Here is a 20,928-nt window from a genome sequence, read left to right on the forward strand (position 1 = left end):
GCCTCACGACCTGTTCGTGAGGCCCCTCGCCCGTGCCCGGCGACTCTGCGGCCGGCCGTTCAGTCCTTGTCGAGGCGGAACGACGCGGGCAGCACCTTCACGCCCGGGAACGCGACCTCGACGAGGTAGGTGCCCGCAGCCGCGCCGCCCGGGGACGTCGTCGGGCACTGCGGCGCGCTGCGCTTCCTGTCCCACTGGACGGTGTGCGTGATCGTCCCGTTGCCGGGGACGCTCAGGAACCGGGACGGGGCCGTGCGCGGGCAGTGGCCCGAGGACCACACGTCCTTGTCCTCCCTGTCGGTGACGGTGAACACCGCGGCCTTCGGTCCGAAGTCCGCCTTGCACGTCGTGGGCGACGAGTTGGCGACGACGAGCCTGAACGCCGGCTTCTCACCCGGCGCGTAGGACACCTCAGTGGTGCTGAGGGTCAACCGCAGTGCGCCGGGCGCGCAGTTGGGGAGGTCCGAACCGGCCGGGACGTGTACGCCGGGGGCGCCTTGCGAGGCGCCGCCCGTGGTGCCGGGGCCACCCGTGGTGGCACCGTCCCCGCCGCTCGCGCCGCCGGGGCTCGCGGAGCCGTCGCCGGAGCCCCCCGCGCCGCCGGAACCGCTCGTACCGCCGCCCGACTCGTCACGCCCGCCGGGCTGTTGGCTGATCGCAGGACCGGACTGGTCGGGTCCGGGAGTGATCGAGTGCGCGGGGGCCGGGCCCTTGCCGTCCGCGGTGTTCTTGCCGTCGTCGTCCCCGCCGGACGTGACGGCCCACACGATCAGCACCGCGAGCAGCGCGACCAGTGACGCCGCGACTGCCCTCCGTCGCCAGTAGATGGAGGAGGGAAGCGGCCCGATCGGATTGCGCAGAGATCCCACGGACCGAACTCTACGAGAGAACGTGCCCAACTCCCGCCCCACCCGCCGCCCTGGAACGAAGTTCTGCTGATCATCATCACGGGCCGCGTCCCGCAAGGCCATGACTTCCGTCGGGAGTCGCTCGGGACGATCGCGAAGGGTGACCGGACCGCCTGGGACGATACGGTCCGTGACCATGGACAGCAGCATCACACGCGCTCTCTACCGCGACATCATCGACTTCGCCCACACCACGCCCTCCTGGGTGCGGCACCTCGCCGAACTCTGGACGGAAGCAGGGCTGTTGCTCTTCGGCGTGCTGTTCCTCGTCGCCTGGTGGCGGTCGCGCACCGGTGAGCTGCGCGCGATAGCGCTCGCCGTCCTCGCACCGCTGGTGACGGCGGCCGGCTACGTGGTCAGCGAATCCCTCAAGTCCCTGGTGGACGAGGAGCGTCCGTGCCGCACGGTCACGGAGGCCGCCGCGTCGCTGGTGCCCTGTCCGCCGTACGGCGACTGGTCCTTCCCGAGCAACCACTCGGCCATCGCCGGGGCCGCGGCCGTGGCGCTGGCGATCGCGTGGCCGCGGATCGCGGTGCTGACGCTGCCGATGGCGCTGCTCATGGCCTTCTCCCGGGTCTTCGTCGGAGTCCACTACCCGCACGACGTGCTGACGGGCCTGGTGGTCGGCGCGCTCGTCGCGGCGGTCTGCGCGACGGCCCTGCTGCGCCCGGTCCGGGCGCTGCTCGGCGCCATGCGCGCGAGCCGCATCGGAATCGTGCTCTGGTTCGCAGGCCCCGGCCCCCTCCCGCGGCCCGCCCACGAGACGACTCACGCGGCCCGGGTGCCGTGACGCGGGGCGTGCGGGATGCGCCCGCTCCCCGCACGGGCCCGGCGTGCGCGCTCCCTGGGCGCCCGCTCCCCGCCAGGCGCGTGGAGCCGGGCGGGCCCTCCGCGGCCGCCGCGCGGGCCCGCCCGGGGCGGGTGCATGCGTCCCCCGGCCGCCGGGGCATGCCAGGATCGTGCGTGCCATGACTGTCACTCATGATTCCCAGACGCCCGACGCCCTCGACCCCGAAGCCCTCCACGTCCCCGTCATCGCCTGGTTCGACCGGCACGCACGTGACCTGCCCTGGCGCCGCCCGGAGGCCGGCGCGTGGGGCGTGATGGTCAGCGAGTTCATGCTGCAGCAGACCCCGGTCTCCCGGGTGCTCCCGGTGTACGAGGAGTGGCTGGCCCGATGGCCGCGCCCCGCCGACCTCGCGGCGGAGGCTCCCGGCGAGGCCGTCCGCGCCTGGGGACGGCTCGGCTACCCGCGCCGCGCGCTGCGGCTGCACGGCGCCGCACGGGCCATAGCGGAGCGGCACGGCGGCGAGGTGCCGCGCGTCCACGCGCAGCTGCTCGCCCTGCCGGGCATCGGCGAGTACACGGCGGCGGCGGTGGCCTCCTTCGCGTACGGCCAGCGGCACGCGGTGCTGGACACCAACGTGCGGCGGGTCTTCGCCCGCGCCGCGACCGGCATCCAGTACCCGCCGAACGCGACGACCGCGGCCGAACGCCGTCTCGCCCGCGCTCTGCTCCCGGACGAGGAGAGCACCGCGGCCCGCTGGGCGGCGGCGTCCATGGAGCTCGGCGCGCTGGTGTGCACCGCACGGAACGAGGACTGCGGCCGCTGCCCGATCGCCGCCCGGTGCGCCTGGAGGCTCGCGGGGAAGCCCGCACACGACGGCCCCGCGCGCCGCGGCCAGACGTACGCCGGCACGGACCGCCAGGTACGCGGCCGGCTGCTGGCGGTCCTGCGCGAGGCCGCGACACCCGTATCGCAGTCGGCGCTGGACGCGGTCTGGGACGAACCGGTGCAGCGGGCCCGGGCACTCGACGGGCTCGTCGCCGACGGTCTCGTCGAGCCTCTGGACGGCGGCCTCTACCGGCTCCCGCTCGGCTGAACCGGTCCGGGTGGGCCGCCGACGGCCCCGCCCGGACTGACCACGACCCGGTCAGGGTCCACCACGACTGAAGCGACCACCGGCAGCAACCACCAACGGCCCCTGCCCTGGTCAACCACGGTCCCGTAAGCCTGTTACACAACCGATGGACGGCCGTGCGTCGCCCGAGGGCTGCTCCGCACAGCGCCGTGACAACCCGCCCGTAGCTTCTGTCACGCAACGACACACGGGGTTTTCACGGGGACGGAGGCGGTTGGAATGGCGCACGGCGAGGTGCTCGAATTCGAGGAGTACGTACGCACCCGGCAGGAGGCGCTGCTGCGCAGCGCCCGGCGCCTCGTCCCCGACCCCGTCGAGGCCCAGGACCTCCTGCAGACCGCGCTGGTGCGCACGTACGGCCGCTGGGACGGAATCGCGGACAAGTCGCTCGCGGACGCGTACCTTCGCCGCGTGATGATCAATACGCGCACCGAGTGGTGGCGTGCCCGCAAGCTCGAAGAGGTCCCCACCGAGCAGCTCCCGGACGCGAGCGTCGAGGACGGCAGCGAGCAGCGCGCGAACCGCGCCCTGCTGATGGACGTCCTCAAGGTGCTGGCTCCCAAGCAGCGCAGCGTGGTCGTGCTGCGGCACTGGGAGCAGATGAGCACCGAGGAGACCGCCGCAGCGCTGGGAATGTCGGCGGGTACGGTGAAGAGCACGCTGCACCGGGCGCTCGCGAAGCTCCGCCAGGAGCTCGAGTCGCGGGACCTGGACGCCCGCGCCCTGGAGCGCGACGAGTCGCGGCGTATCCACCGGCAGGGCGAACGGGAGCGGGAGCGGTGCGCGGCCTGACAGGCAGAGACAGCGGGACACGGGTGGCGGGCAGCACGGCGACGGCCGGGCTGGTCGCCTTCGCCCTGTTGGCCGCCGGCTGTTCCACCGGGGGCTCGGGGTTGCAGGACGAGGGGGCCGCCCCGTCCGACCACGCGGCGAAGGGCACGCCCTCCCCGGCGCCGTCCGGGGGCGCCGGACAGTTCACGAAGGCGGTCGACGCGGTGGAGCTGCTCAAGAACGACCCGAAGGTCAGCGCCCGGGTCAAGGCGGACCTGCGGCCGTGCGCCAAGGACTCGTACCCGGTGGACACCTCGTACGGAGTCCTCACCGGCAGCTCCGCCCCCGATGTCGTGGTGAACGTGATGACCTGCGCCGACGCCGTCGGCATGGGCACGTACGTGTACCGGGAGAACGGCGACACGTACGAGAACGTCTTCGCCGTCGAAGAGCCCGCGGTGTACTCGGCGATCGACAGGGGCGACCTGGTGGTGACCAAGCAGGTGTACGCCAAGGGCGATCCGGTGGCCGAGCCGTCCGGCGAGGAGGTCACCACCTACCGCTGGTCCGCCGGGAAGTTCACCCAGCAGTTCTGGGTGCGCAACGAGTACAGCCGGTCGGTCGGCGAGGGGGAGGTCGTGGCCACGGACCCGCCCGCCCCGGGCGACAACTGACGCCCCCGCCTGCCCGGTGAGACATGTCCGCAGAGAAACGATCCCGAACGAGAGCTGAGAACTGACGGATGGCCGAGACCCATGTCCTGTTCGTCGAAGACGACGATGTCATCCGCGAGGCCACCCAGCTCGCGCTGGAGCGCGACGGCTTCACGGTCACGGCCATGCCCGACGGGCTCCAGGGCCTGGAGGCGTTCCGGGCCGACCGGCCGGACATCGCGCTGCTCGACGTGATGGTGCCGGGCCTGGACGGCGTCAGCCTGTGCCGCCGCATCCGCGACGAGTCGACGGTTCCCGTGATCATGCTGTCGGCGCGCGCGGACTCCATCGACGTGGTGCTCGGTCTGGAGGCCGGCGCCGACGACTACGTGACGAAGCCCTTCGACGGCGCGGTCCTCGTGGCCCGCATCCGCGCGGTGCTGCGCCGCTTCGGACATGCCGGCGGCGGCGCGGCCGAGGCGTCCGCCGGGCAGCGGGAGCAGGACGGCGTGCTGGTCTTCGGGGACCTGGAGATCGACACCGAGGGCATGGAGGTCCGCAGGGGCGGCAAGCAGGTCGGGCTGACGCCCACGGAGATGCGGCTGCTGCTGGAGTTCTCATCGACGCCCGGTACGGTGCTCTCCCGCGACAGGCTGCTCGAGCGGGTCTGGGACTACGGCTGGGGCGGTGACACCCGCGTCGTGGACGTCCATGTGCAGCGGCTGCGGACCAAGATCGGCCAGGATCGCATCGAGACGGTCCGCGGCTTCGGTTACAAGCTGAAGGCGTGACGCAGGCTGTATGAGATCCGGACAGGACCCCGTCGGATGAGACGCCCCTCCCTGCGCACCGGCGTCCGGTGGAAGATCAGCATCGCCATCGCCGGCGTCGGCGCCCTCATCGCCATGGCGCTGAGCCTGGTCGTGCACAACGCGGCGCGCGTCTCCATGCTCCGCAACGCCCGTGACGTGCAGATGGACCGCATCCTGCTCGCCCAGCGCTGGTACGAGACCTCCAAGAACCGCGATCCGCGCTTCAACAGCAAGATCAACGACTCGGCCCTCCCCGACGAGCTGCAGAAGCTGATGCGCGAGAACCGGCGCGGCAGTTACGTCGACGACAGCGGCGAGACGCCCGAGATCTGGGCCGCCGTGCCGCTGGCGAACGGCGACGTGCTCTCCCTGCGCACCGAGTTCACCGGGCGCAGCGCCACCGTGATGAAGGACCTCGACCGGGCGCTGATCATCGGCTCGGTGTCCGTCGTGCTGTGCGGCTCCGCGCTCGGCGTGCTCATCGGCGGTCAGCTCTCGCGCCGGCTGCGCAAGGCGGCCGCGGCCGCGGGCAATGTGGCGCAGGGCAACACCGACGTACGGGTCAGGGACGCCATAGGCGGGCTCGTGCGCGACGAGACGGACGAGCTGGCCCGCGCCGTGGACGCCCTGACCGACGCGCTGCAGTCCCGCATCGAGGCGGAACGCCGGGTCACGGCTGACATCGCGCACGAGCTGCGCACGCCCGTGACGGGTCTGCTGACCGCGGCGGAGCTGCTGCCCCCTGGCCGCCCCACCGAGCTCGTACGGGACCGGGCCCAGGCGATGCGCACGCTGGTGGAGGACGTGCTGGAGGTGGCGCGGCTCGACAGCGCGTCGGAGCGGGCCGAGCTCCAGGAGATCCAGCTCGCGGAGTTCGTCGGCAGGCGGGTGGCCGCGCTGCACCCCGAGGCCGAGATCCGGGTCGTCCACGAGTCCTGGGTGAACACCGACCCGCGCCGCCTGGAGCGCATCCTGGGCAATCTGCTGACCAACGCGGTGAAGTACGGCAAGGGCCCCATCGAGGTGACCGTCGAGGGCCGCGTGGTGCGCGTACGGGACCACGGGCCCGGGTTTCCCGAGGCGCTGCTGCGCGAGGGGCCGAGCCGGTTCCGTACGGGCGCGAGCGACCGGGCGGGAACGGGCCACGGCCTGGGCCTGACGATCGCGGTCGGCCAGGCGCGGGTGCTGGGCGCCCGCCTGACCTTCCGCAACGCGGCCCCGGAGGGCTCGACCCCGCTGGGTGCTTCGGGCGGGGCGATCGCGGTGCTCTGGCTGCCGGAACACGCCCCGACCAACACGGGCAGCTTCCCGATGCTCCCCCTGGACGCCTGACCGGCTCGGATCGGGCGAGGCGGGGCCGGCGCGGCGGGCTGTCGGTCGGGCCCCGAACGACGTCGAGGGCGACCCCGAGGACAGCGTGATGCCGTCCTCTGGGTCGCCCTCGATCCGATCGCCCAGCCGCGCCATGCCCGGGGCCGAGCCCTTCGGGGTCGCGTCAGATGGTGACGCCGACGGTGCGCAGGAAGGACACCGGGTTGAGCGCCGAGCCGTAGTTCGGGGTCGTACGGATCTCGAAGTGCAGGTGCGGGCCGGACGAGTTTCCGGTGTTGCCGGACTTCGCGATCGTCTGGCCGGCCTTCACGGTCGAGCCGATGGAGACCTTGATCGTCGACAGGTGGGCGTACTGCGAGTACTTGCCGTTGGCGTGCTTGATCACGACGGCGTTGCCGTACGCGGGGCCGTCGCCGCCACCGTTCGGGCCGGCCTTGACGACCGTACCGGCGCCGGCCGCCTTGACCGGGGTGCCGACCGGAACGGCGAAGTCCTGGCCGGAGTGCTTGGCGGACCACATGGCGCCGCCCTGGGCGAAGCTCGCGGTCAGCGTGTACTTGTTGACGGGCTTGACCCACGCGGCCCGCTTCTTGGGGGCCTTCTTGGCCGTGGCCTTCTTCGCGGCCTCGGCCTTGGCCGTCGCGGCCTTCGCCTTCAGCTGCGCGGCAACCTTCGCCTGGGCGTCGGCCTGGGCGGCGACGGCGGACGCGGCGTCCACGACGGCCGGCTTGGCGGCCTTGCCCGCATCGGCGGAGGCGACACCCGCACCGGCTCCGACGACCATCACGGCGCCCATACCGGCGGCCACGACAGCCCCACGGGTACGGAGCACGGACGGGCGGAGACGGTTGATCACGGTGCGCTTCGACATACGGGAGAACCTCCGGGCATGAATGGACCCGGCGTGCTCGCCGGGCTGGCTCCACATTGGTAACCCGGCCCCCCAAGACGTCTCAAATGCCTCAACTACGACATCACGTCGTAGGGAAGCCCCTGTGAACGGCATCTCTTGACGCCCCTGGAACGCACGCACAGACAGTCGAGAACAGGTCGACATATGCCTACAGGTCAGGGTTTAGCGGCATGTCGGGGCCCTGTCCGTCCGTTGCGGGCGACATTCAGGGGGTCACTGACCGGCGAGGGGGCGAAAGTCCCGCCCCGCAGTGGACCGAACATGCCCGTCCCAGCCGTCACAACGGCACTATTCCGTCTAGTAGGTCCGATTCGTCCTGTGCGCCTTGTCACGGCCGGGGCCCGTCCGGAGCCCCCGGATCGTGACCCAGGCCACGGGCTCGTGGTCTCCACGGGGTGGCGAAGAGCGCCCGGAATGCGGCATTTCGCGGTGACCGGGGCCACAGACACGGCCCCGAGGCGTCCTTCCGGAGCGGGTGCGCTTGCGGGATCCTCCCGTGACATGAGCAGACCCGTGAATCCCGTGAACCGCCGCCCCGGTCTCCGCCGCGGCTGGATCTGGACCGCCGTCGCCGGACTCGCCTGCACCCTCACCCTGAGCTCCCCCGCGGGGGCCGGCCCCGCGGACACCGGCCTGGGGAACGCGATCGACACGATCCTCTCCGACGCCCGCCTCGACGGCGGGGCGGTGAGCGTCGTGATCGCCGACGCCACCACCGGGGAGCGCATCTACCGGCGGGACGCGGCCGACCGCCTGATGCCCGCCTCGAACACCAAGCTCCCCACGTCCGTCGCCGCCATGGCGCTCCTCGGCCCGGACCACCGCTACACCACCGACGTCCTGACCACCGGCACCCGCCTCGGCTCCACCCTGCACGGCGACCTCTACCTGCGCGGCAGCGGCGACCCCACGACGCTCGCGAAGGACTACGACCGCCTCGCCGCCGACCTCGCCGCGAGCGGGATCCGGCGGGTCACCGGACGTCTCGTCGCCGACGACACCCGGTTCGACGACCAGCGCCTCGGCCGCTCCTGGGCGGCCGACGACGAGTCCTCGTACTACTCGGCGCAGATCTCCGCGCTCACCCTCGCGCCCGACACCGACTACGACTCCGGCACGGTCGTCGTCGAGGCCAGGCCGGGCGCCCGCCCCGGCGACCGGCCGACGGTGAAACTGACCCCGCCGAACGACTACGTACGCCTCGACGTCCAGGGCACGACCGTGGAGCAGGGCCGTCCCGACACCCTCTCGGTCGAGCGCCGCCACGGCACCAACACGATCACCGTCAGCGGCGACATCCCCCTCGGCGCGAATCCCACCAAGGAGTGGATCACCGTCTGGGAGCCCACCGGCTACGCCGCCGCCGTCTTCGCGGACGCGCTCGCCGCCCACGGCGTACGGATCACGGGCAGCCCGCGCCTGGGCCGCCCCACCCCGCCCGGCGCCCGCACGCTCGCCTCGCACCGTTCCATGCCGCTCAAGGAGCTGCTGCACCCCTTCATGAAGCTCTCGAACAACATGCACGCCGAGGCCCTGACGAAGACGATCGGCCACCGGACCTCCGGCCACGGCACGTGGGACGCGGGCCTGAAGGCCATCGGCGCCCATCTGGCGAAGGAAGGCGTCCGGACCGGAACCCTGCGCCAGGCCGACGGCTCCGGCCTGTCCCGGATGAACCTCTTCCCGGCCGAGGAGCTGGCCACCCTGCTGCTCTCCGTGCGCGACGAGCCCTGGTACGCGGACTGGTACGCGTCCCTGCCCGTGGCCTGCGCCCCGGACCGCGCGGTCGGCGGCACCCTGCGCTCCCGGATGTGCTCCACACCCGCGGCGCTCAACGCCCGCGCCAAGACGGGCTCGCTCACCGGCGCCTCGGCGCTGTCGGGATACGTCACGGACGCGGGCGGCCGGGAACTCGTCTTCAGCGTCGTCCTGAACGACTACCTGGCGTCCTCGGTCAAGAGCATCGAGGACGCGGTCGTCGTGACGCTGGCGTCCTCGGACACCGCGAAGGGCACGATCGCGACCGCCCGCCCCACCGGCGCCCGCGCGGTGGAACCGGACGCCACCCTCGAATGCTCCTGGCGCAAGCCCGCGCGCTGCTGAGCACGCGCATAGGAAAAGGGCCCGGCCCCGGACCTGAGGTCCGGGGCCGGGCCCTTCACATCAACCGCCTCGCAGGGCCGTCACGCGTCCTTCGACAGGTTCGGCCCCGTGCCGCCGGCCGCCTGCTCGATCGGCGGGACGTCCGGCAGAGCCGACTTCTCCTCGCCGCGGAAGGTGAACTTCTGCTGCTCGCCCTCGCCCTCGGTGTCCACGACCACGATGTGACCGGGGCGCAGCTCGCCGAAGAGGATCTTCTCCGACAGGATGTCCTCGATCTCGCGCTGGATGGTGCGGCGCAGCGGCCGGGCACCCAGGACCGGGTCGTAGCCCTTCTTGGCGAGGAGCGACTTGGCCGTGGAGCTGAGCTCGATGCCCATGTCCCGGTCCTTCAGACGCTCGTCCACCTTGGCGATCATGAGGTCGACGATCTGGATGATGTCTTCCTCGGTGAGCTGGTGGAAGACGACCGTGTCGTCGACACGGTTGAGGAACTCGGGACGGAAGTGCTGCTTGAGCTCCTCGTTGACCTTGACCTTCATCCGGTCGTAGTTCGACTTGACGTCGCCCTGGGCGGCGAAGCCCAGGTTGAAGCCCTTGGAGATGTCCCGGGTCCCGAGGTTGGTCGTCATGATGATGACCGTGTTCTTGAAGTCCACGACGCGGCCCTGGGAGTCGGTCAGACGACCGTCCTCCAGGATCTGCAGAAGGGAGTTGAAGATATCGGGGTGGGCCTTCTCGACCTCGTCGAAGAGGACGACGGAGAACGGCTTCCGGCGCACCTTCTCGGTGAGCTGGCCGCCCTCTTCGTAACCCACGTATCCGGGCGGGGAGCCGAAGAGACGGGAAACCGTGTGCTTCTCGCTGAACTCCGACATGTCGAGGGAGATCAGCGCGTCCTCGTCGCCGAAGAGGAATTCGGCGAGCGTCTTGGAGAGCTCGGTCTTACCGACACCGGAGGGGCCGGCGAAGATGAACGAACCACCGGGGCGCTTCGGGTCCTTCAGACCGGCGCGGGTACGCCGGATCGCCTGGGACAGCGCCTTGATGGCGTCCTTCTGGCCGATGACGCGCTTGTGGAGCTCGTCCTCCATGCGCAGCAGACGCGAGGACTCCTCCTCGGTCAGCTTGAAGACCGGGATGCCGGTGGCCGTGGCGAGGACCTCGGCGATCAGCTCGCCGTCGACCTCGGCGACGACGTCCATGTCGCCGGCCTTCCACTCCTTCTCCCGCTTGGCCTTCGCCGCCAGCAGCTGCTTCTCCTTGTCGCGGAGAGAGGCCGCCTTCTCGAAGTCCTGGGAGTCGATCGCGGACTCCTTGTCCCGGCGCACGCCGGCGATCTTCTCGTCGAACTCGCGCAGGTCCGGCGGCGCGGTCATCCGGCGGATACGCATCCGGGAACCGGCCTCGTCGATCAGGTCGATCGCCTTGTCCGGCAGGAAGCGGTCCGAGATGTACCGGTCGGCCAGGGTGGCGGCCTGGACCAGCGCCTCGTCCGTGATGGAGACCCGGTGGTGGGCCTCGTAGCGGTCGCGCAGGCCCTTGAGGATCTCGATCGTGTGCGGCAGCGACGGCTCCGCGACCTGGATGGGCTGGAAGCGGCGCTCCAGGGCCGCGTCCTTCTCCAGGTGCTTGCGGTACTCGTCGAGCGTGGTGGCGCCGATGGTCTGCAGCTCGCCTCGCGCCAGCATCGGCTTGAGGATGCTCGCGGCGTCGATCGCGCCCTCGGCGGCACCCGCACCCACGAGGGTGTGGAGCTCGTCGATGAACAGGATGATGTCGCCGCGGGTGCGGATCTCCTTGAGGACCTTCTTCAGGCGCTCCTCGAAGTCACCGCGGTAGCGGGAGCCGGCGACCAGCGCACCCAGGTCGAGGGTGTAGAGGTGCTTGTCCTTGAGGGTCTCGGGCACCTCGCCCTTGACGATGGCCTGCGCCAGGCCCTCGACGACCGCCGTCTTGCCGACGCCGGGCTCGCCGATGAGCACGGGGTTGTTCTTGGTACGGCGGGACAGCACCTGCATGACCCGCTCGATCTCCTTCTCGCGCCCGATGACCGGGTCGAGCTTGGACTCACGAGCGGCCTGGGTGAGATTCCGGCCGAACTGGTCGAGGACGAGGGAGGTCGAGGGAGTGCCCTCGGCCGGGCCGCCGGCCGTGGCGGCCTCCTTGCCCTGGTAACCGGAGAGCAGCTGGATGACCTGCTGCCGCACCCGGTTGAGATCGGCGCCCAGCTTCACGAGGACCTGGGCGGCGACGCCCTCGCCCTCGCGGATCAGGCCGAGCAGGATGTGCTCGGTGCCGATGTAGTTGTGGCCCAGCTGAAGAGCCTCCCGGAGCGACAGCTCCAGGACCTTCTTGGCACGGGGCGTGAAGGGGATGTGCCCGGACGGGGCCTGCTGGCCCTGGCCGATGATCTCCTCCACCTGCTGGCGGACCGCCTCGAGCGAAATCCCGAGGCTCTCCAGGGCCTTAGCGGCGACACCCTCACCCTCGTGGATAAGGCCCAGGAGGATGTGCTCGGTGCCGATGTAGTTGTGGTTGAGCATCCGGGCTTCTTCCTGAGCCAGGACGACAACCCGCCGCGCGCGGTCGGTGAACCTCTCGAACATCGTTAATCGCTCCTCAGAGCGGTCAGGCAGTAAGGGGTCGGTCCCCTCCCTGTCCTTCCGCAGCTTAGTCCCGCAAGCGGGGACCGCTCATTCCAACTGCCGACACCCGTCTGTGGCCTCCTGACCCCTGAACGCCGACAACTGCTCCAACCCGATGGTGCGAGACGATGTTCCCGCAGGCCAGGCAGTTACCCCCACCAGCAGTACGCCGATGGCGAACGTGAGCCGGCCTGGCGAGCGTGTCGCCCCTCCCCACTAGGAATGTCTTACCCGTTGCCACCGACAGTCCATGCGGCACGCAGCCGTTCCCTCAGCTACGGGCGAACAACCTTGCGCCGGTGCACACGTCCGGACAGCGCCGATTCGCCCACGGTGCGCGACGCAACGTCCACCCTGCGTAACCCATGAAGGCGGTACGCAGTTCCCCGGACATGGTCCTCGCCGTCCCGCATCCCCGCGCGCCTCTCGAAGGCGGCGCCGCGCATTGGTACCGCAGCGCACTCGGCTGGGCGGTGGCCGACGGCTCACCCCCGGAGCTGCTGACCGGACGGGATTTCGACGTACTGGAGCTGCCCGCGGAGGCCGGGGCCGCCGTCCTGCGGCTGACGGACCGCACCGGGCCCGTGGCCGTGCAGGGGCGCAGGATGCGGCTGCTGGTGGCCGCTGGGAGCGCGGAGGAGCTGCCGGGGCTGCTCGACTGGCTCGAATGGGGCGGGGTCGATCTCGACCTGACCGCCATGGGCGAGGGCGGGCGGATGACCGCCCCACCGCCGCCCGGACGCGGTGACGTCCGGGGAACCGCCCGCTGGCTGCGCCCTCCGGGGCGCTGGGGCCGGCTGCCGGCTCTCGCCGCATTCGGGGACAGTGGGGATGCCCCCGATCTCGTACGGCTGGTGGACACGGCGGCCACGCAGTGCCACCGCGTCCGGCTGCTGCGTGCCGGACGCGCGCGGGTGCAGCCGACGGGAACTCAGCCGTTCGCCTTCTCGTAGGCCTCGCGGACCGTCGCCGGGACGCGGCCGCGGTCGTTGACCTCGAAGCCGTTCGCCTTGGCCCAGGCGCGGATCTCGGCGGTGTCCTTGTTGCCGCCGGACGCCGCACGGCCCTTGCCACGGCCGGTCGCCGCGCGACCGCCGGTGCGCCGGCCGTTCTTCGCGTAGGGCTCGAGGAGGCTCCGGAGCTTGTCCGCATTGGCGGTGGTGAGGTCGATCTCGTAGGTCTTGCCGTCCAGAGCGAACGTCACCGTCTCGTCCGCCTCGCCACCGTCGAGGTCGTCGACAAGAAGGACCTGAACCTTCTGTGCCACCGGATTTCCTTTCATCGAAAATGCAGTACGCGGAAAGGAAACCGCTTTTCTCTGGAAAACACAAACCCTCGGCAGAGGTTCAGAACCGCGAGAACACGGGAAACGTGCGCGATTCGGACATAGAGATCCGGGCTCTTGCGACGATCACAGGTGCAGAAGCATCCGGCTGTTGCCCAAGGTGTTCGGCTTCACTCGTTCGAGCCCCAGGAACTCGGCGACACCCTCGTCATAGGAGCGCAGCAGCTCGGCGTAGACATCCGTGTCCACCGGAGTCTGTGTCTCGCCGATCTCGACGAAGCCGTGCTTGGAGAAGAAGTCCACTTCGAAGGTGAGGCAGAAAACCCGGCGCACTCCCAGCCAGCGGGCTGTCTGCAACAGCTTGCCCAGCACCTGATGGCCGATGCCGTGCCCCTGGAAGGCCGGGTCCACGGCGAGTGTGCGCACTTCGGCGAGGTCTTCCCACATCACATGGAGGGCGCCGCAGCCGACAACCCTCGCGTCCGCGTCGCGTTCCGCGACCCAGAACTCCTGGATGGCTTCGTAAAGGGTGACCGTTGCTTTGTCGAGCAGGATGCCTTCGCTCACGTACGGATCCACGAGACGGCGGACGTCCGGCACATCGCTGGTCCGGGCCCGCCGGACGGTGATGGCATTTGCTGCGGCATAAGGCATGGCCCGACGCTATCGCCCCGCGGCTCCGGGGCCGTCGCCGGCCTCGCCGCCCTGAACGATGTGCATGGCGGCTTGCAGCTGCTCGCGCTGCTCGGGCGACATCATCCCGAAGAAGGCGACGAGTGCGGCGGCGGGGTTGTCGCTCTGGGACCAGGCTTCGTTCATCAGTGCGGCCGAGTAGGCGGCCCGGGTCGAGACCGCCGTATATCGATAGGCGCGGCCCTCGACTTCCCTGCGCACCCAGCCCTTCTGATGGAGATTGTCCATTACCGTCATGACGGTGGTGTAGGCGATGGACCGCTCCTGCTGGAGGTCTTCCAGGACTTCCCTGACCGTGACCGGTCGGTTCCATTGCCAGACCCGAGTCATGACGGCGTCTTCGAGCTCTCCCAATTGACGGGGCACATTGCCACCATAGTGGGAGATCCTGGAGTCATCGCCTATTGATGGAGCAAAAAGGACGTACGGCCGCAAATCTGCCGTACGTCCTCGTTGTGCTGCTCGGGTCAGGCGTCGGGCCCCGCCTGCTTCGCCGACTCGGCGCGGGCGAGCGCGGCGTCCACCGCCGCGTCCTCCTTGGCCTTGTTCGAACCGCCCTGGCTCTTGACGATCGTCACGACCAGACCGATGAAGAAGGCGGCCATCACCACCGGGGGCACGAGCGCGGAAACGTAGTCCATGCCCTCCAGAGTAGCTATCCGGCGGCGCGCTGCTCCGGCGGGGGCACCGGCTTGCGGCGTGGCGGGAAGACCTCCGAGGGCTTCGGCACCGGCCGCTCGTCCGGGGCGGGCGGCGTGGGCTTCGGCTGCTTCGGCTGCTGCGGCTGCGGCTTGCTCTTCGGGTCCTCGGCGGCACGTCCGCCGGGCAGCGCCGTGAGCCGGGCACGGCGGGCACCCGCCGGCGCCGGCACGTGTACGGCCGGCGCGGGGACGCCCGGCACGGGGACGGCCTGCCGGGCGAGCCGGGCCTGCACGGACTGCTCGGCGAGCGCCAGGCAGCGCCGGAGCACGGCAGCGGCCACCGGATGGCCGCGCAGGGCGCGCAGGGCGGCGAGATCGTCGGTCAGGGGCTCGTGGCCGGCGGCCAGCGCTTCCTGGAGGAGCTCCAGATAGCCAGTGGCGGAGCCGGGCAGGGCAGCGCGGTAGCGGGCGAGATCGGCGACGAGGAAGTCCCGCTGCCGGCCCGCCTCGCGCACGGCCTCGTCGACGGAATCGGCCAGTCGCAGGCAGTCCCTGACGTCCTCGTCGGCGAGGGGAGCGGGATGGAGGGCGGCGGCGAGGGCGCGTCGGAGCACTCGCAGCTCGTCAGCGCCGAACGCCATGCCGCCGTGGGATCCGTATGGCGTGGGCATGGCCCGACCATACGAGCCGACGGCACAAATTCCCTTTAATGGTACGAAAGCGGGCGTTGCGCCCAGGGTGGTGCCGGTTCCCGGCCACCGCCCCGGGCCGTCACAGGCGCGAGACGTTCCGCTCGTAGACCAGGCGCAGACCGATCAGCGTCAGCCACGGCTCGTGCTCGTCGATCGCCGACGACTCGCCCAGCACCATCGGCGCCAGACCGCCCGTCGCGATCACCGTCACCTCGTCCGGGTCCTCCGCCAGCTCCCGCTTCATCCGGTGGACCACCCCGTCCACCTGGCCGGCGAAGCCGTAGACGATGCCCGCCTGCATCGCCTCGACCGTGTTCTTGCCGATCACGCTCCTGGGGCGGACGACCTCGATCTTGCGCAGCTGCGCGCCCTTGACGCCGAGCGCGTCGACGGAGATCTCGATGCCGGGGGCGATCACGCCGCCGACGTACTCGCCCCGCACGCTCACCGCGTCGAACGTCGTCGCCGTGCCGAAGTCCACCACGATCGCCGGTCCCCCGTAGAGGTCGACCGCCGCGGCCGCGTTGATGATGCGGTCCGCGCCGACCTCCTTGGGGTTGTCCGTCAGGACCGGGACGCCGGTCTTGATGCCGGGCTCCACGAGGACCGCCGGGACGTCGCCGTAGTAACGGCGGGTGACCTCGCGCAGCTCGTGCAGAACCGAGGGGACGGTGGAGCAGATGGCGATGCCCTCGATCCCGTCGCCCAGCTCCTCGCCCAGCAGCGGGTGCATGCTCATCAGGCCCTGCAGCAGGACGGCGAGCTCGTCCGCCGTGCGGCGCGAGTCGGTGGAGATGCGCCAGTGTTCGACGATCTCCTCGCCGTCGAAGAGGCCCAGCACGGTGTGGGTGTTGCCGGCGTCGATGGTGAGCAGCATCAGGCGTCGACCTCGCGGAGGTCGAGACCGATGTCGAGGATCGGGGACGAGTGCGTGAGCGCGCCCACCGCGAGGTAGTCGACGCCCGTCTCGGCGTACGCGCGGGCGTTGGCCAGGGTGAGCCGGCCGGAGGACTCGAGGATCGCGCGGCCGGCCACGAGCGTGACGGCCTCCTCGGTCTCGGCCGGGGTGAAGTTGTCCAGCAGGATCAGGTCGGCGCCCGCGTCGATGACCTCGCGGACCTGGTGCAGCGTGTCGACCTCGACCTCGATCGGGATGTCGGGGAAACGGTCCCGCACGGCCTTGAACGCCGCGGCGACCCCGCCCGCCGCCACCACGTGGTTGTCCTTGACCAGCGCCGCGTCGGACAGCGACATCCGGTGGTTGACGCCGCCGCCGCAGCGCACCGCGTACTTCTCCAGGGCGCGCAGGCCGGGCGTCGTCTTGCGGGTGTCGCGCACCTTGGCCTTCGTGCCTTCGAGGGCGTCGGCCCAGGCGCGCGTCGCGGTCGCGATGCCGGAGAGGCGGCACAGGATGTTCAGTGCGCTGCGCTCACCGGTGAGCAGGTCGCGCGTGCCCGCGGTGACGGAGAGCAGCTTCTGGCCCGCCTCGACGCGGTCGCCGTCCTCGACGTGCCGCTCGACCTCGAAGTCGGAGGTGCACACGATCGACAGGACGGCCTCGGCGACCCGCAGGCCCGCGACCGTGCCGGCCTCACGGGCCGTGAAGTCGCCGGTGGCCACGGCGTCCTGCGGGACGGTCGCCGCGCTGGTGACGTCCACGCCGCCGTCGAGGTCCTCCTCGATGGCGAGGTGGGCGATGTCCTCGACCTGCACGGGGTCCAGGCCGGCCGCGGCCAGCAGCTCGGCGAGCGCGGGGTCGAGGCCGCTCTCGTACGTCTCGTCGGCACAGCCGCAGCCGTCGCCGCAACCCGTGCCTGCGGCGGGGGCGCCGATCTGGATCAGCGGTACGTCCACGGGCTCCGGACGTTCTTCGGGCGTGGTCACGGTTGCGGCTCCCTGGGGGCGATGGGCGTTACGGGCGGAAAGGCTTCACTGGCGGTACGCCGTGGGACGAGGCCGCGGTCGGGCGTGAGGCGCACCGTGATGTGACGGCGCCAGTCGGCGTCGTCGCGGTCGGGCCGGTCCTCACGCCAGTGGCACCCGCGGGTCTCGGCGCGCTCGCGGGCCGCGGCGACGAGGACCCGGGAGACGAGGAGCAGGTTGGTGGCCTCCCAGGACTCGACGCCGGGCTCGGCCGCCTTGGGTCCGTCGGCGTCGTGGGCCGCGTTCAGCGACAGCGCCTCCAGGGCGTCGGCCGCGCCGTCGAGGCTGGCCGCCGTCCTGATCACGCCGGCGCCGTGGGTCATGATCCGCTGGACCTCGTGGCGCTCCTCGGGGGCGAGCAGCGGGACGGTGTCGCCGGCCGCCTCCTGGGGCGCACCGGCGCGGGCGTCCGCGCGGGACGCGATGTCGGCCGCGATCCGCTCCGCGAAGACCAGGCCCTCCAGGAGGGAGTTGGACGCGAGCCGGTTGGCGCCGTGGACGCCCGTGCAGGCCACCTCGCCGCAGGCGTACAGGCCCGGGACGGTGGTCCGGCCGTGCAGGTCGGTGCGCACGCCGCCGGAGGCGTAGTGGGCCGCCGGGGCGACCGGGATCGGCTCGGTCACCGGGTCGATGCCGTGGGCACGGCAGGCGGCCAGGATCGTGGGGAACCGGTTCTCCCACATCTCCGCGCCGAAGTGGCGGGCGTCCAGGTACATGTGCTCGGCGCCCTGCTCCTGCATCCGGCGCATGATGCCCTTCGCCACGATGTCGCGCGGGGCGAGCTCGGCCAGCTCGTGCTGCCCGGCCATGAAGCGGATCCCGTCCGCGTCCACGAGGTACGCGCCCTCGCCCCGGACCGCCTCGGACACCAGCGGCTGCTGGCCCTCGCTGTCCCGGCCGAGGAACAGCACGGTGGGGTGGAACTGCACGAACTCCAGGTCCGAGACCTCGGCTCCGGCGCGCAGCGCGAGCGCCACGCCGTCGCCGGTCGAGACGGCGGGGTTGGTGGTCGCCGAGAAGACCTGGCCCATGCCGCCGGTGGCGAGCACGACCGTGGGGGCGTGCACGGCGCCCACGCCGTCGTGCTGGCCCTCGCCCATGACGTGCAGCGTGATGCCGGCCGTACGGCCCTCGGTGTCGGTGAGCAGGTCGAGGACCAGGGCGTTCTCGATGGCGCGCAGACCCTGGTCGCGGACCGCGTCGACCAGGGCGCGGGAGATCTCGGCACCGGTCGCGTCGCCGCCCGCGTGCGCGATGCGCCGGCGGTGGTGGCCGCCCTCGCGGGTGAGCTCGATCTCGCCGGACGCCGGGTCGGTGTCGAAACGCGCGCCGGTGGCGATCAGCCGCCGTACGGCGTCGGGGCCCTCGGTGACCAGGGTGCGTACCGCCTCCTCGTCGCACAGACCCGCGCCCGCGACGAGGGTGTCGTCGAGATGCTGCTCGGGTGTGTCGCCCTCGCCGAGCGCCGCGGCGATGCCGCCCTGCGCCCAGCGGGTGGAGCCGTCGTCGAGGCGGGCCTTGGTGACCACGACGGTGCTCAGACCGGACGCCGCGCACCGCAGGGCTGCGGTGAGGCCGGCGACTCCGGAGCCGACCACCACGACGTCGGCCTCGATGGCCCAGCCGGGGGCGGGGGCGGTCAGCCGTATTCCGGTCACTGCTGGGCTCCGAACGTCAGCGGAATGTTGTCGATCAGGCGGGTCGTGCCGACCTTGGCGGCGACGGCGAGGATCGCCTCACCGGTGTGCTCGTCGGGGACCTCGGTGAAGGTGACGGGATCGACGAGTGCCAGGTAGTCGAGCACGAGCGGCGGGTCGGCCTGGGCGGCCTCGTCCAGCACGGTGCGGGCCGCGGCCCGCACGGCGTCCGCGCCGCCCGGCGGGGCGGCCTGCGCGACCGCGTGGGCGTCAGCGGCGGCCCGGGCCTCGCCCATCGCGGACAGGGCGGCGGCGCGGGCCGGGGCGGCGGGGACCGCCTCGGCCCGCGCGTGCAGCGCCTGCTGCGCGGCGAGGCGGTCACGGGCGGCGAACAGCGCGTGGGACAGGGCGAGCGCGGTCCGCCGCTCGGCGGGCGAGAGGTAGGCGTTGCGGCTGGAGCGGGCGAGGCCGCTGTCCTCGCGGACGGTGGGCACGCCCACGATCTCCACGGGGAAGTTCAGGTCGCGGACCATGCGGCGGATCAGGGCGAGCTGCTGGGCGTCCTTCTGGCCGAACAGCGCGACGTCCGGTGAGGTGAGGTGCAGCAGCTTGGCGACGACGGTGAGCATGCCGTCGAAGTGGCCGGGGCGCGTCCTGCCCTCCAGCACGCCGCCCATCGGGCCCGCGGTGATGCGCACCTGCGGCTCGCCGCCCGGGTAGACCTCCTCGACGGACGGGGCGAACACCACGTCGGCGCCCGCCTCCTGGGCCACGGCCAGGTCCGCGTCCAGCGTGCGCGGGTAGCGGTCGAGGTCCTCGTCCGCGCCGAACTGCAGGGGGTTGACGAAGACGGTGACGATGACGAAGCCCTTGTCGCCGACGTGCTCACGGGCGGCCCGGATGAGCCCGGCGTGGCCCTCGTGGAGGGCGCCCATGGTCATCACGACGGCGGTGCGGCCGGGGACGGCGTAGTGCTCGACGACGTACCCGAGGTCCTCCCGCGTCGGCACCAGCTCGACGTCGCGCCTGGTCTTAACGCTCATCGCAGGTCCCCCTCCGCGAGGACGCCCAGCAGGTCTTCGGCGAGCTCCGGCTTGAGCATGCCGTGTGCGAGGGCCCGGTCCGCGGTCGTACGGGCCATGGCCAGATATCCGGCGACGGCGCCGGGAGCGTGCTTGCGCAGCTCGGCGACGTGCGCCGCGACGGTGCCCGCGTCGCCGCGGGCGACGGGGCCGGTCAGGGCGGCGTCCCCCGAACGCAGCGCGTTGTCCAGGGCCGCGCCGAGGAGCGGGCCGAGCATGCGGTCGGGGGCCGCGACCCCCGCCGCGCGCAGGAGCTCCATGGACTGGGCGACCAGGGTGACGAGGTGGTTCGCGCCGAGCGCGAGGGCCGCGTGGTACAGCGGGCGGGCCGCCTCCTCGATCCACTCGGGCTCGCCGCCCATCTCGATGACCAGCGCCTCGGCCGCGAGCCGCAGCTCCTCGGGCGCGGTCACGCCGAACGAGCAGCCCGCGAGCCGCTGCACATCAACGGCCGTACCCGTGAACGTCATCGCCGGGTGCAGCGCGAGCGGCAGCGCCCCGACGCGGGTCGCCGGGTCGAGCACCTTGGCGCCGAACCGGCCCGAGGTGTGCACGAGCAGCTGCCCCGGCCGCACGGAGCCGGCGCCGGCCAGGCCGTCGACGAGGCCGGGCAGCGCGTCGTCGGGGACCGTGAGCAGCACGAGCTCGGCTCGGGCGAGCACCTCGGCGGGCGGCACGAGGGGCACGTCCGGGAGCAGCTCGGCGGCCCGGCGCACGGAGGCGTCCGAGACGCCCGAGACGGCCACCGGCCGGTGCCCTGCCAGCTGGAGCGAGGCGGCGAGGGCGGGGCCGACACGGCCCGCCCCGACCACGCCCACGGTCAGCCGGGCGGGGCGGTCCCGCGGGTCGAGCGGTTCCTGTGGTGGTGTGGCGTTCACGCGGCGGTGCCTTCCGTTCCAGTCCGCGGGGGGTACCG

The 20,928-nt window shown here is 71.9% G+C and carries 21 protein-coding genes; 8 read left to right on the top strand and 13 right to left on the bottom strand.

What is annotated here, in order from left to right:
• Window positions 1-59: 59 nt before the first annotated feature.
• Entirely contained in the window at window positions 60-869 is an 810-nt protein-coding gene (locus QFZ82_RS18045; RefSeq protein ID WP_307714152.1) for a hypothetical protein, read from the bottom strand.
• A gap of 175 nt (window positions 870-1,044) precedes the next feature.
• On the opposite strand from QFZ82_RS18045, the gene QFZ82_RS18050 reads away from it, so the two are divergent.
• From QFZ82_RS18050 to cseC, 6 genes are all read left to right on the top strand, one after another.
• On the top strand, window positions 1,045-1,698 hold the full coding sequence (locus QFZ82_RS18050; RefSeq protein ID WP_307714153.1) for a phosphatase PAP2 family protein: 654 nt from the start codon (window positions 1,045-1,047) through the stop codon (window positions 1,696-1,698).
• Between the two features lie 178 nt (window positions 1,699-1,876).
• Window positions 1,877-2,791 (top strand): A/G-specific adenine glycosylase, encoded by a 915-nt coding sequence (locus QFZ82_RS18055; protein WP_307714154.1) that lies wholly within the window; start codon window positions 1,877-1,879, stop codon window positions 2,789-2,791.
• A gap of 258 nt (window positions 2,792-3,049) precedes the next feature.
• Window positions 3,050-3,622: a SigE family RNA polymerase sigma factor gene (locus tag QFZ82_RS18060; protein WP_307714155.1), complete on the top strand. Its 573-nt coding sequence runs from the start codon at window positions 3,050-3,052 to the stop codon at window positions 3,620-3,622.
• Window positions 3,610-4,275, top strand: a complete 666-nt coding sequence (locus QFZ82_RS18065) for a hypothetical protein (protein WP_307714156.1) — start codon at window positions 3,610-3,612, stop codon at window positions 4,273-4,275. The genes QFZ82_RS18060 and QFZ82_RS18065 overlap by 13 nt, the downstream gene beginning before the upstream one ends.
• 68 nt (window positions 4,276-4,343) lie before the next feature.
• A complete protein-coding gene (cseB, locus tag QFZ82_RS18070; RefSeq protein ID WP_307714157.1) occupies window positions 4,344-5,045 on the top strand; it encodes a two-component system response regulator CseB in 702 nt (233 codons plus the stop codon).
• Window positions 5,046-5,081: 36 nt separating this feature from the next.
• Window positions 5,082-6,398 (top strand): two-component system sensor histidine kinase CseC, encoded by a 1,317-nt coding sequence (gene cseC / locus QFZ82_RS18075; protein ID WP_307714158.1) that lies wholly within the window; start codon window positions 5,082-5,084, stop codon window positions 6,396-6,398.
• Window positions 6,399-6,561: 163 nt separating this feature from the next.
• Here cseC and QFZ82_RS18080 read toward each other — a convergent pair whose 3' ends face one another.
• Window positions 6,562-7,269: a M23 family metallopeptidase gene (locus QFZ82_RS18080; protein WP_307714159.1), complete on the bottom strand. Its 708-nt coding sequence runs from the start codon at window positions 7,267-7,269 to the stop codon at window positions 6,562-6,564.
• Between the two features lie 543 nt (window positions 7,270-7,812).
• Between QFZ82_RS18080 and dacB the strand changes: the two genes are divergently transcribed.
• Window positions 7,813-9,414 carry a D-alanyl-D-alanine carboxypeptidase/D-alanyl-D-alanine-endopeptidase gene (gene dacB / locus QFZ82_RS18085; protein ID WP_307714161.1) on the top strand — a complete coding sequence of 534 codons (1,602 nt, stop codon included), beginning with the start codon at window positions 7,813-7,815 and terminating at the stop codon, window positions 9,412-9,414.
• An 80-nt stretch (window positions 9,415-9,494) separates the two neighbouring features.
• Here dacB and QFZ82_RS18090 read toward each other — a convergent pair whose 3' ends face one another.
• Window positions 9,495-12,020 (bottom strand): ATP-dependent Clp protease ATP-binding subunit, encoded by a 2,526-nt coding sequence (locus QFZ82_RS18090; protein ID WP_177149515.1) that lies wholly within the window; start codon window positions 12,018-12,020, stop codon window positions 9,495-9,497.
• Window positions 12,021-12,451: 431 nt separating this feature from the next.
• On the opposite strand from QFZ82_RS18090, the gene QFZ82_RS18095 reads away from it, so the two are divergent.
• A complete protein-coding gene (locus tag QFZ82_RS18095) occupies window positions 12,452-13,012 on the top strand; it encodes an SCO3374 family protein (RefSeq protein ID WP_307717758.1) in 561 nt (186 codons plus the stop codon).
• Here the strand turns inward: QFZ82_RS18095 and QFZ82_RS18100 are convergent.
• The 10 genes from QFZ82_RS18100 to QFZ82_RS18145 form a co-directional block, all read right to left on the bottom strand.
• Window positions 12,991-13,326, bottom strand: a complete 336-nt coding sequence (locus QFZ82_RS18100) for an Lsr2 family protein (protein ID WP_307714162.1) — start codon at window positions 13,324-13,326, stop codon at window positions 12,991-12,993. The genes QFZ82_RS18095 and QFZ82_RS18100 overlap by 22 nt on opposite strands.
• A gap of 144 nt (window positions 13,327-13,470) precedes the next feature.
• Complete coding sequence (locus tag QFZ82_RS18105) at window positions 13,471-13,998, bottom strand: amino-acid N-acetyltransferase (protein WP_307714163.1); 528 nt, start codon at window positions 13,996-13,998, stop codon at window positions 13,471-13,473.
• A 9-nt stretch (window positions 13,999-14,007) separates the two neighbouring features.
• Entirely contained in the window at window positions 14,008-14,403 is a 396-nt protein-coding gene (locus QFZ82_RS18110; RefSeq protein WP_307714164.1) for a BlaI/MecI/CopY family transcriptional regulator, read from the bottom strand.
• Window positions 14,404-14,504: 101 nt separating this feature from the next.
• Window positions 14,505-14,678, bottom strand: a complete 174-nt coding sequence (locus QFZ82_RS18115) for a hypothetical protein (protein ID WP_307714165.1) — start codon at window positions 14,676-14,678, stop codon at window positions 14,505-14,507.
• 14 nt (window positions 14,679-14,692) lie between these two features.
• On the bottom strand, window positions 14,693-15,319 hold the full coding sequence (locus QFZ82_RS18120; protein WP_307717759.1) for a hypothetical protein: 627 nt from the start codon (window positions 15,317-15,319) through the stop codon (window positions 14,693-14,695).
• A 130-nt stretch (window positions 15,320-15,449) separates the two neighbouring features.
• Window positions 15,450-16,247, bottom strand: a complete 798-nt coding sequence (locus tag QFZ82_RS18125) for a type III pantothenate kinase (RefSeq protein ID WP_307714166.1) — start codon at window positions 16,245-16,247, stop codon at window positions 15,450-15,452.
• On the bottom strand, window positions 16,247-17,254 hold the full coding sequence (gene nadC, locus QFZ82_RS18130; protein ID WP_307714167.1) for a carboxylating nicotinate-nucleotide diphosphorylase: 1,008 nt from the start codon (window positions 17,252-17,254) through the stop codon (window positions 16,247-16,249). Before nadC ends, QFZ82_RS18125 begins: the two co-directional genes overlap by 1 nt.
• A complete protein-coding gene (locus QFZ82_RS18135) occupies window positions 17,251-18,951 on the bottom strand; it encodes an L-aspartate oxidase (RefSeq protein ID WP_307714168.1) in 1,701 nt (566 codons plus the stop codon). The genes nadC and QFZ82_RS18135 overlap by 4 nt, the downstream gene beginning before the upstream one ends.
• Window positions 18,948-19,973, bottom strand: coding sequence for a pantoate--beta-alanine ligase (panC, locus tag QFZ82_RS18140; protein ID WP_307714169.1), 1,026 nt, complete (start codon window positions 19,971-19,973; stop codon window positions 18,948-18,950). The genes QFZ82_RS18135 and panC overlap by 4 nt, the downstream gene beginning before the upstream one ends.
• Window positions 19,970-20,890, bottom strand: a complete 921-nt coding sequence (locus QFZ82_RS18145; RefSeq protein WP_307714170.1) for a Rossmann-like and DUF2520 domain-containing protein — start codon at window positions 20,888-20,890, stop codon at window positions 19,970-19,972. The genes panC and QFZ82_RS18145 overlap by 4 nt, the downstream gene beginning before the upstream one ends.
• Between the last annotated feature and the right edge of the window lie 38 nt (window positions 20,891-20,928).

This window comes from Streptomyces sp. V4I23 (assembly GCF_030817975.1).
Classification (GTDB): Bacteria; Actinomycetota; Actinomycetes; order Streptomycetales; family Streptomycetaceae; genus Streptomyces.

Bases quoted from the DNA above. Each gene is read 5' to 3' on its own strand.
- QFZ82_RS18060 (WP_307714155.1), top strand. From the start codon at position 3,050: ATGGCGCACGGCGAGGTGCTCGAATTCGAGGAGTACGTACGCACCCGG.
- QFZ82_RS18095 (WP_307717758.1), top strand. From the start codon at position 12,452: ATGGTCCTCGCCGTCCCGCATCCCCGCGCGCCTCTCGAAGGCGGCGCC.
- cseB (WP_307714157.1), top strand. From the start codon at position 4,344: ATGGCCGAGACCCATGTCCTGTTCGTCGAAGACGACGATGTCATCCGC.
- QFZ82_RS18115 (WP_307714165.1), bottom strand. From the start codon at position 14,678: ATGGACTACGTTTCCGCGCTCGTGCCCCCGGTGGTGATGGCCGCCTTC.
- dacB (WP_307714161.1), top strand. From the start codon at position 7,813: ATGAGCAGACCCGTGAATCCCGTGAACCGCCGCCCCGGTCTCCGCCGC.
- QFZ82_RS18080 (WP_307714159.1), bottom strand. From the start codon at position 7,269: ATGTCGAAGCGCACCGTGATCAACCGTCTCCGCCCGTCCGTGCTCCGT.
- QFZ82_RS18125 (WP_307714166.1), bottom strand. From the start codon at position 16,247: ATGCTGCTCACCATCGACGCCGGCAACACCCACACCGTGCTGGGCCTC.
- QFZ82_RS18090 (WP_177149515.1), bottom strand. From the start codon at position 12,020: ATGTTCGAGAGGTTCACCGACCGCGCGCGGCGGGTTGTCGTCCTGGCT.
- QFZ82_RS18055 (WP_307714154.1), top strand. From the start codon at position 1,877: ATGACTGTCACTCATGATTCCCAGACGCCCGACGCCCTCGACCCCGAA.
- QFZ82_RS18120 (WP_307717759.1), bottom strand. From the start codon at position 15,319: ATGGCGTTCGGCGCTGACGAGCTGCGAGTGCTCCGACGCGCCCTCGCC.
- cseC (WP_307714158.1), top strand. From the start codon at position 5,082: ATGAGACGCCCCTCCCTGCGCACCGGCGTCCGGTGGAAGATCAGCATC.
- QFZ82_RS18050 (WP_307714153.1), top strand. From the start codon at position 1,045: ATGGACAGCAGCATCACACGCGCTCTCTACCGCGACATCATCGACTTC.
- QFZ82_RS18105 (WP_307714163.1), bottom strand. From the start codon at position 13,998: ATGCCTTATGCCGCAGCAAATGCCATCACCGTCCGGCGGGCCCGGACC.
- panC (WP_307714169.1), bottom strand. From the start codon at position 19,973: ATGAGCGTTAAGACCAGGCGCGACGTCGAGCTGGTGCCGACGCGGGAG.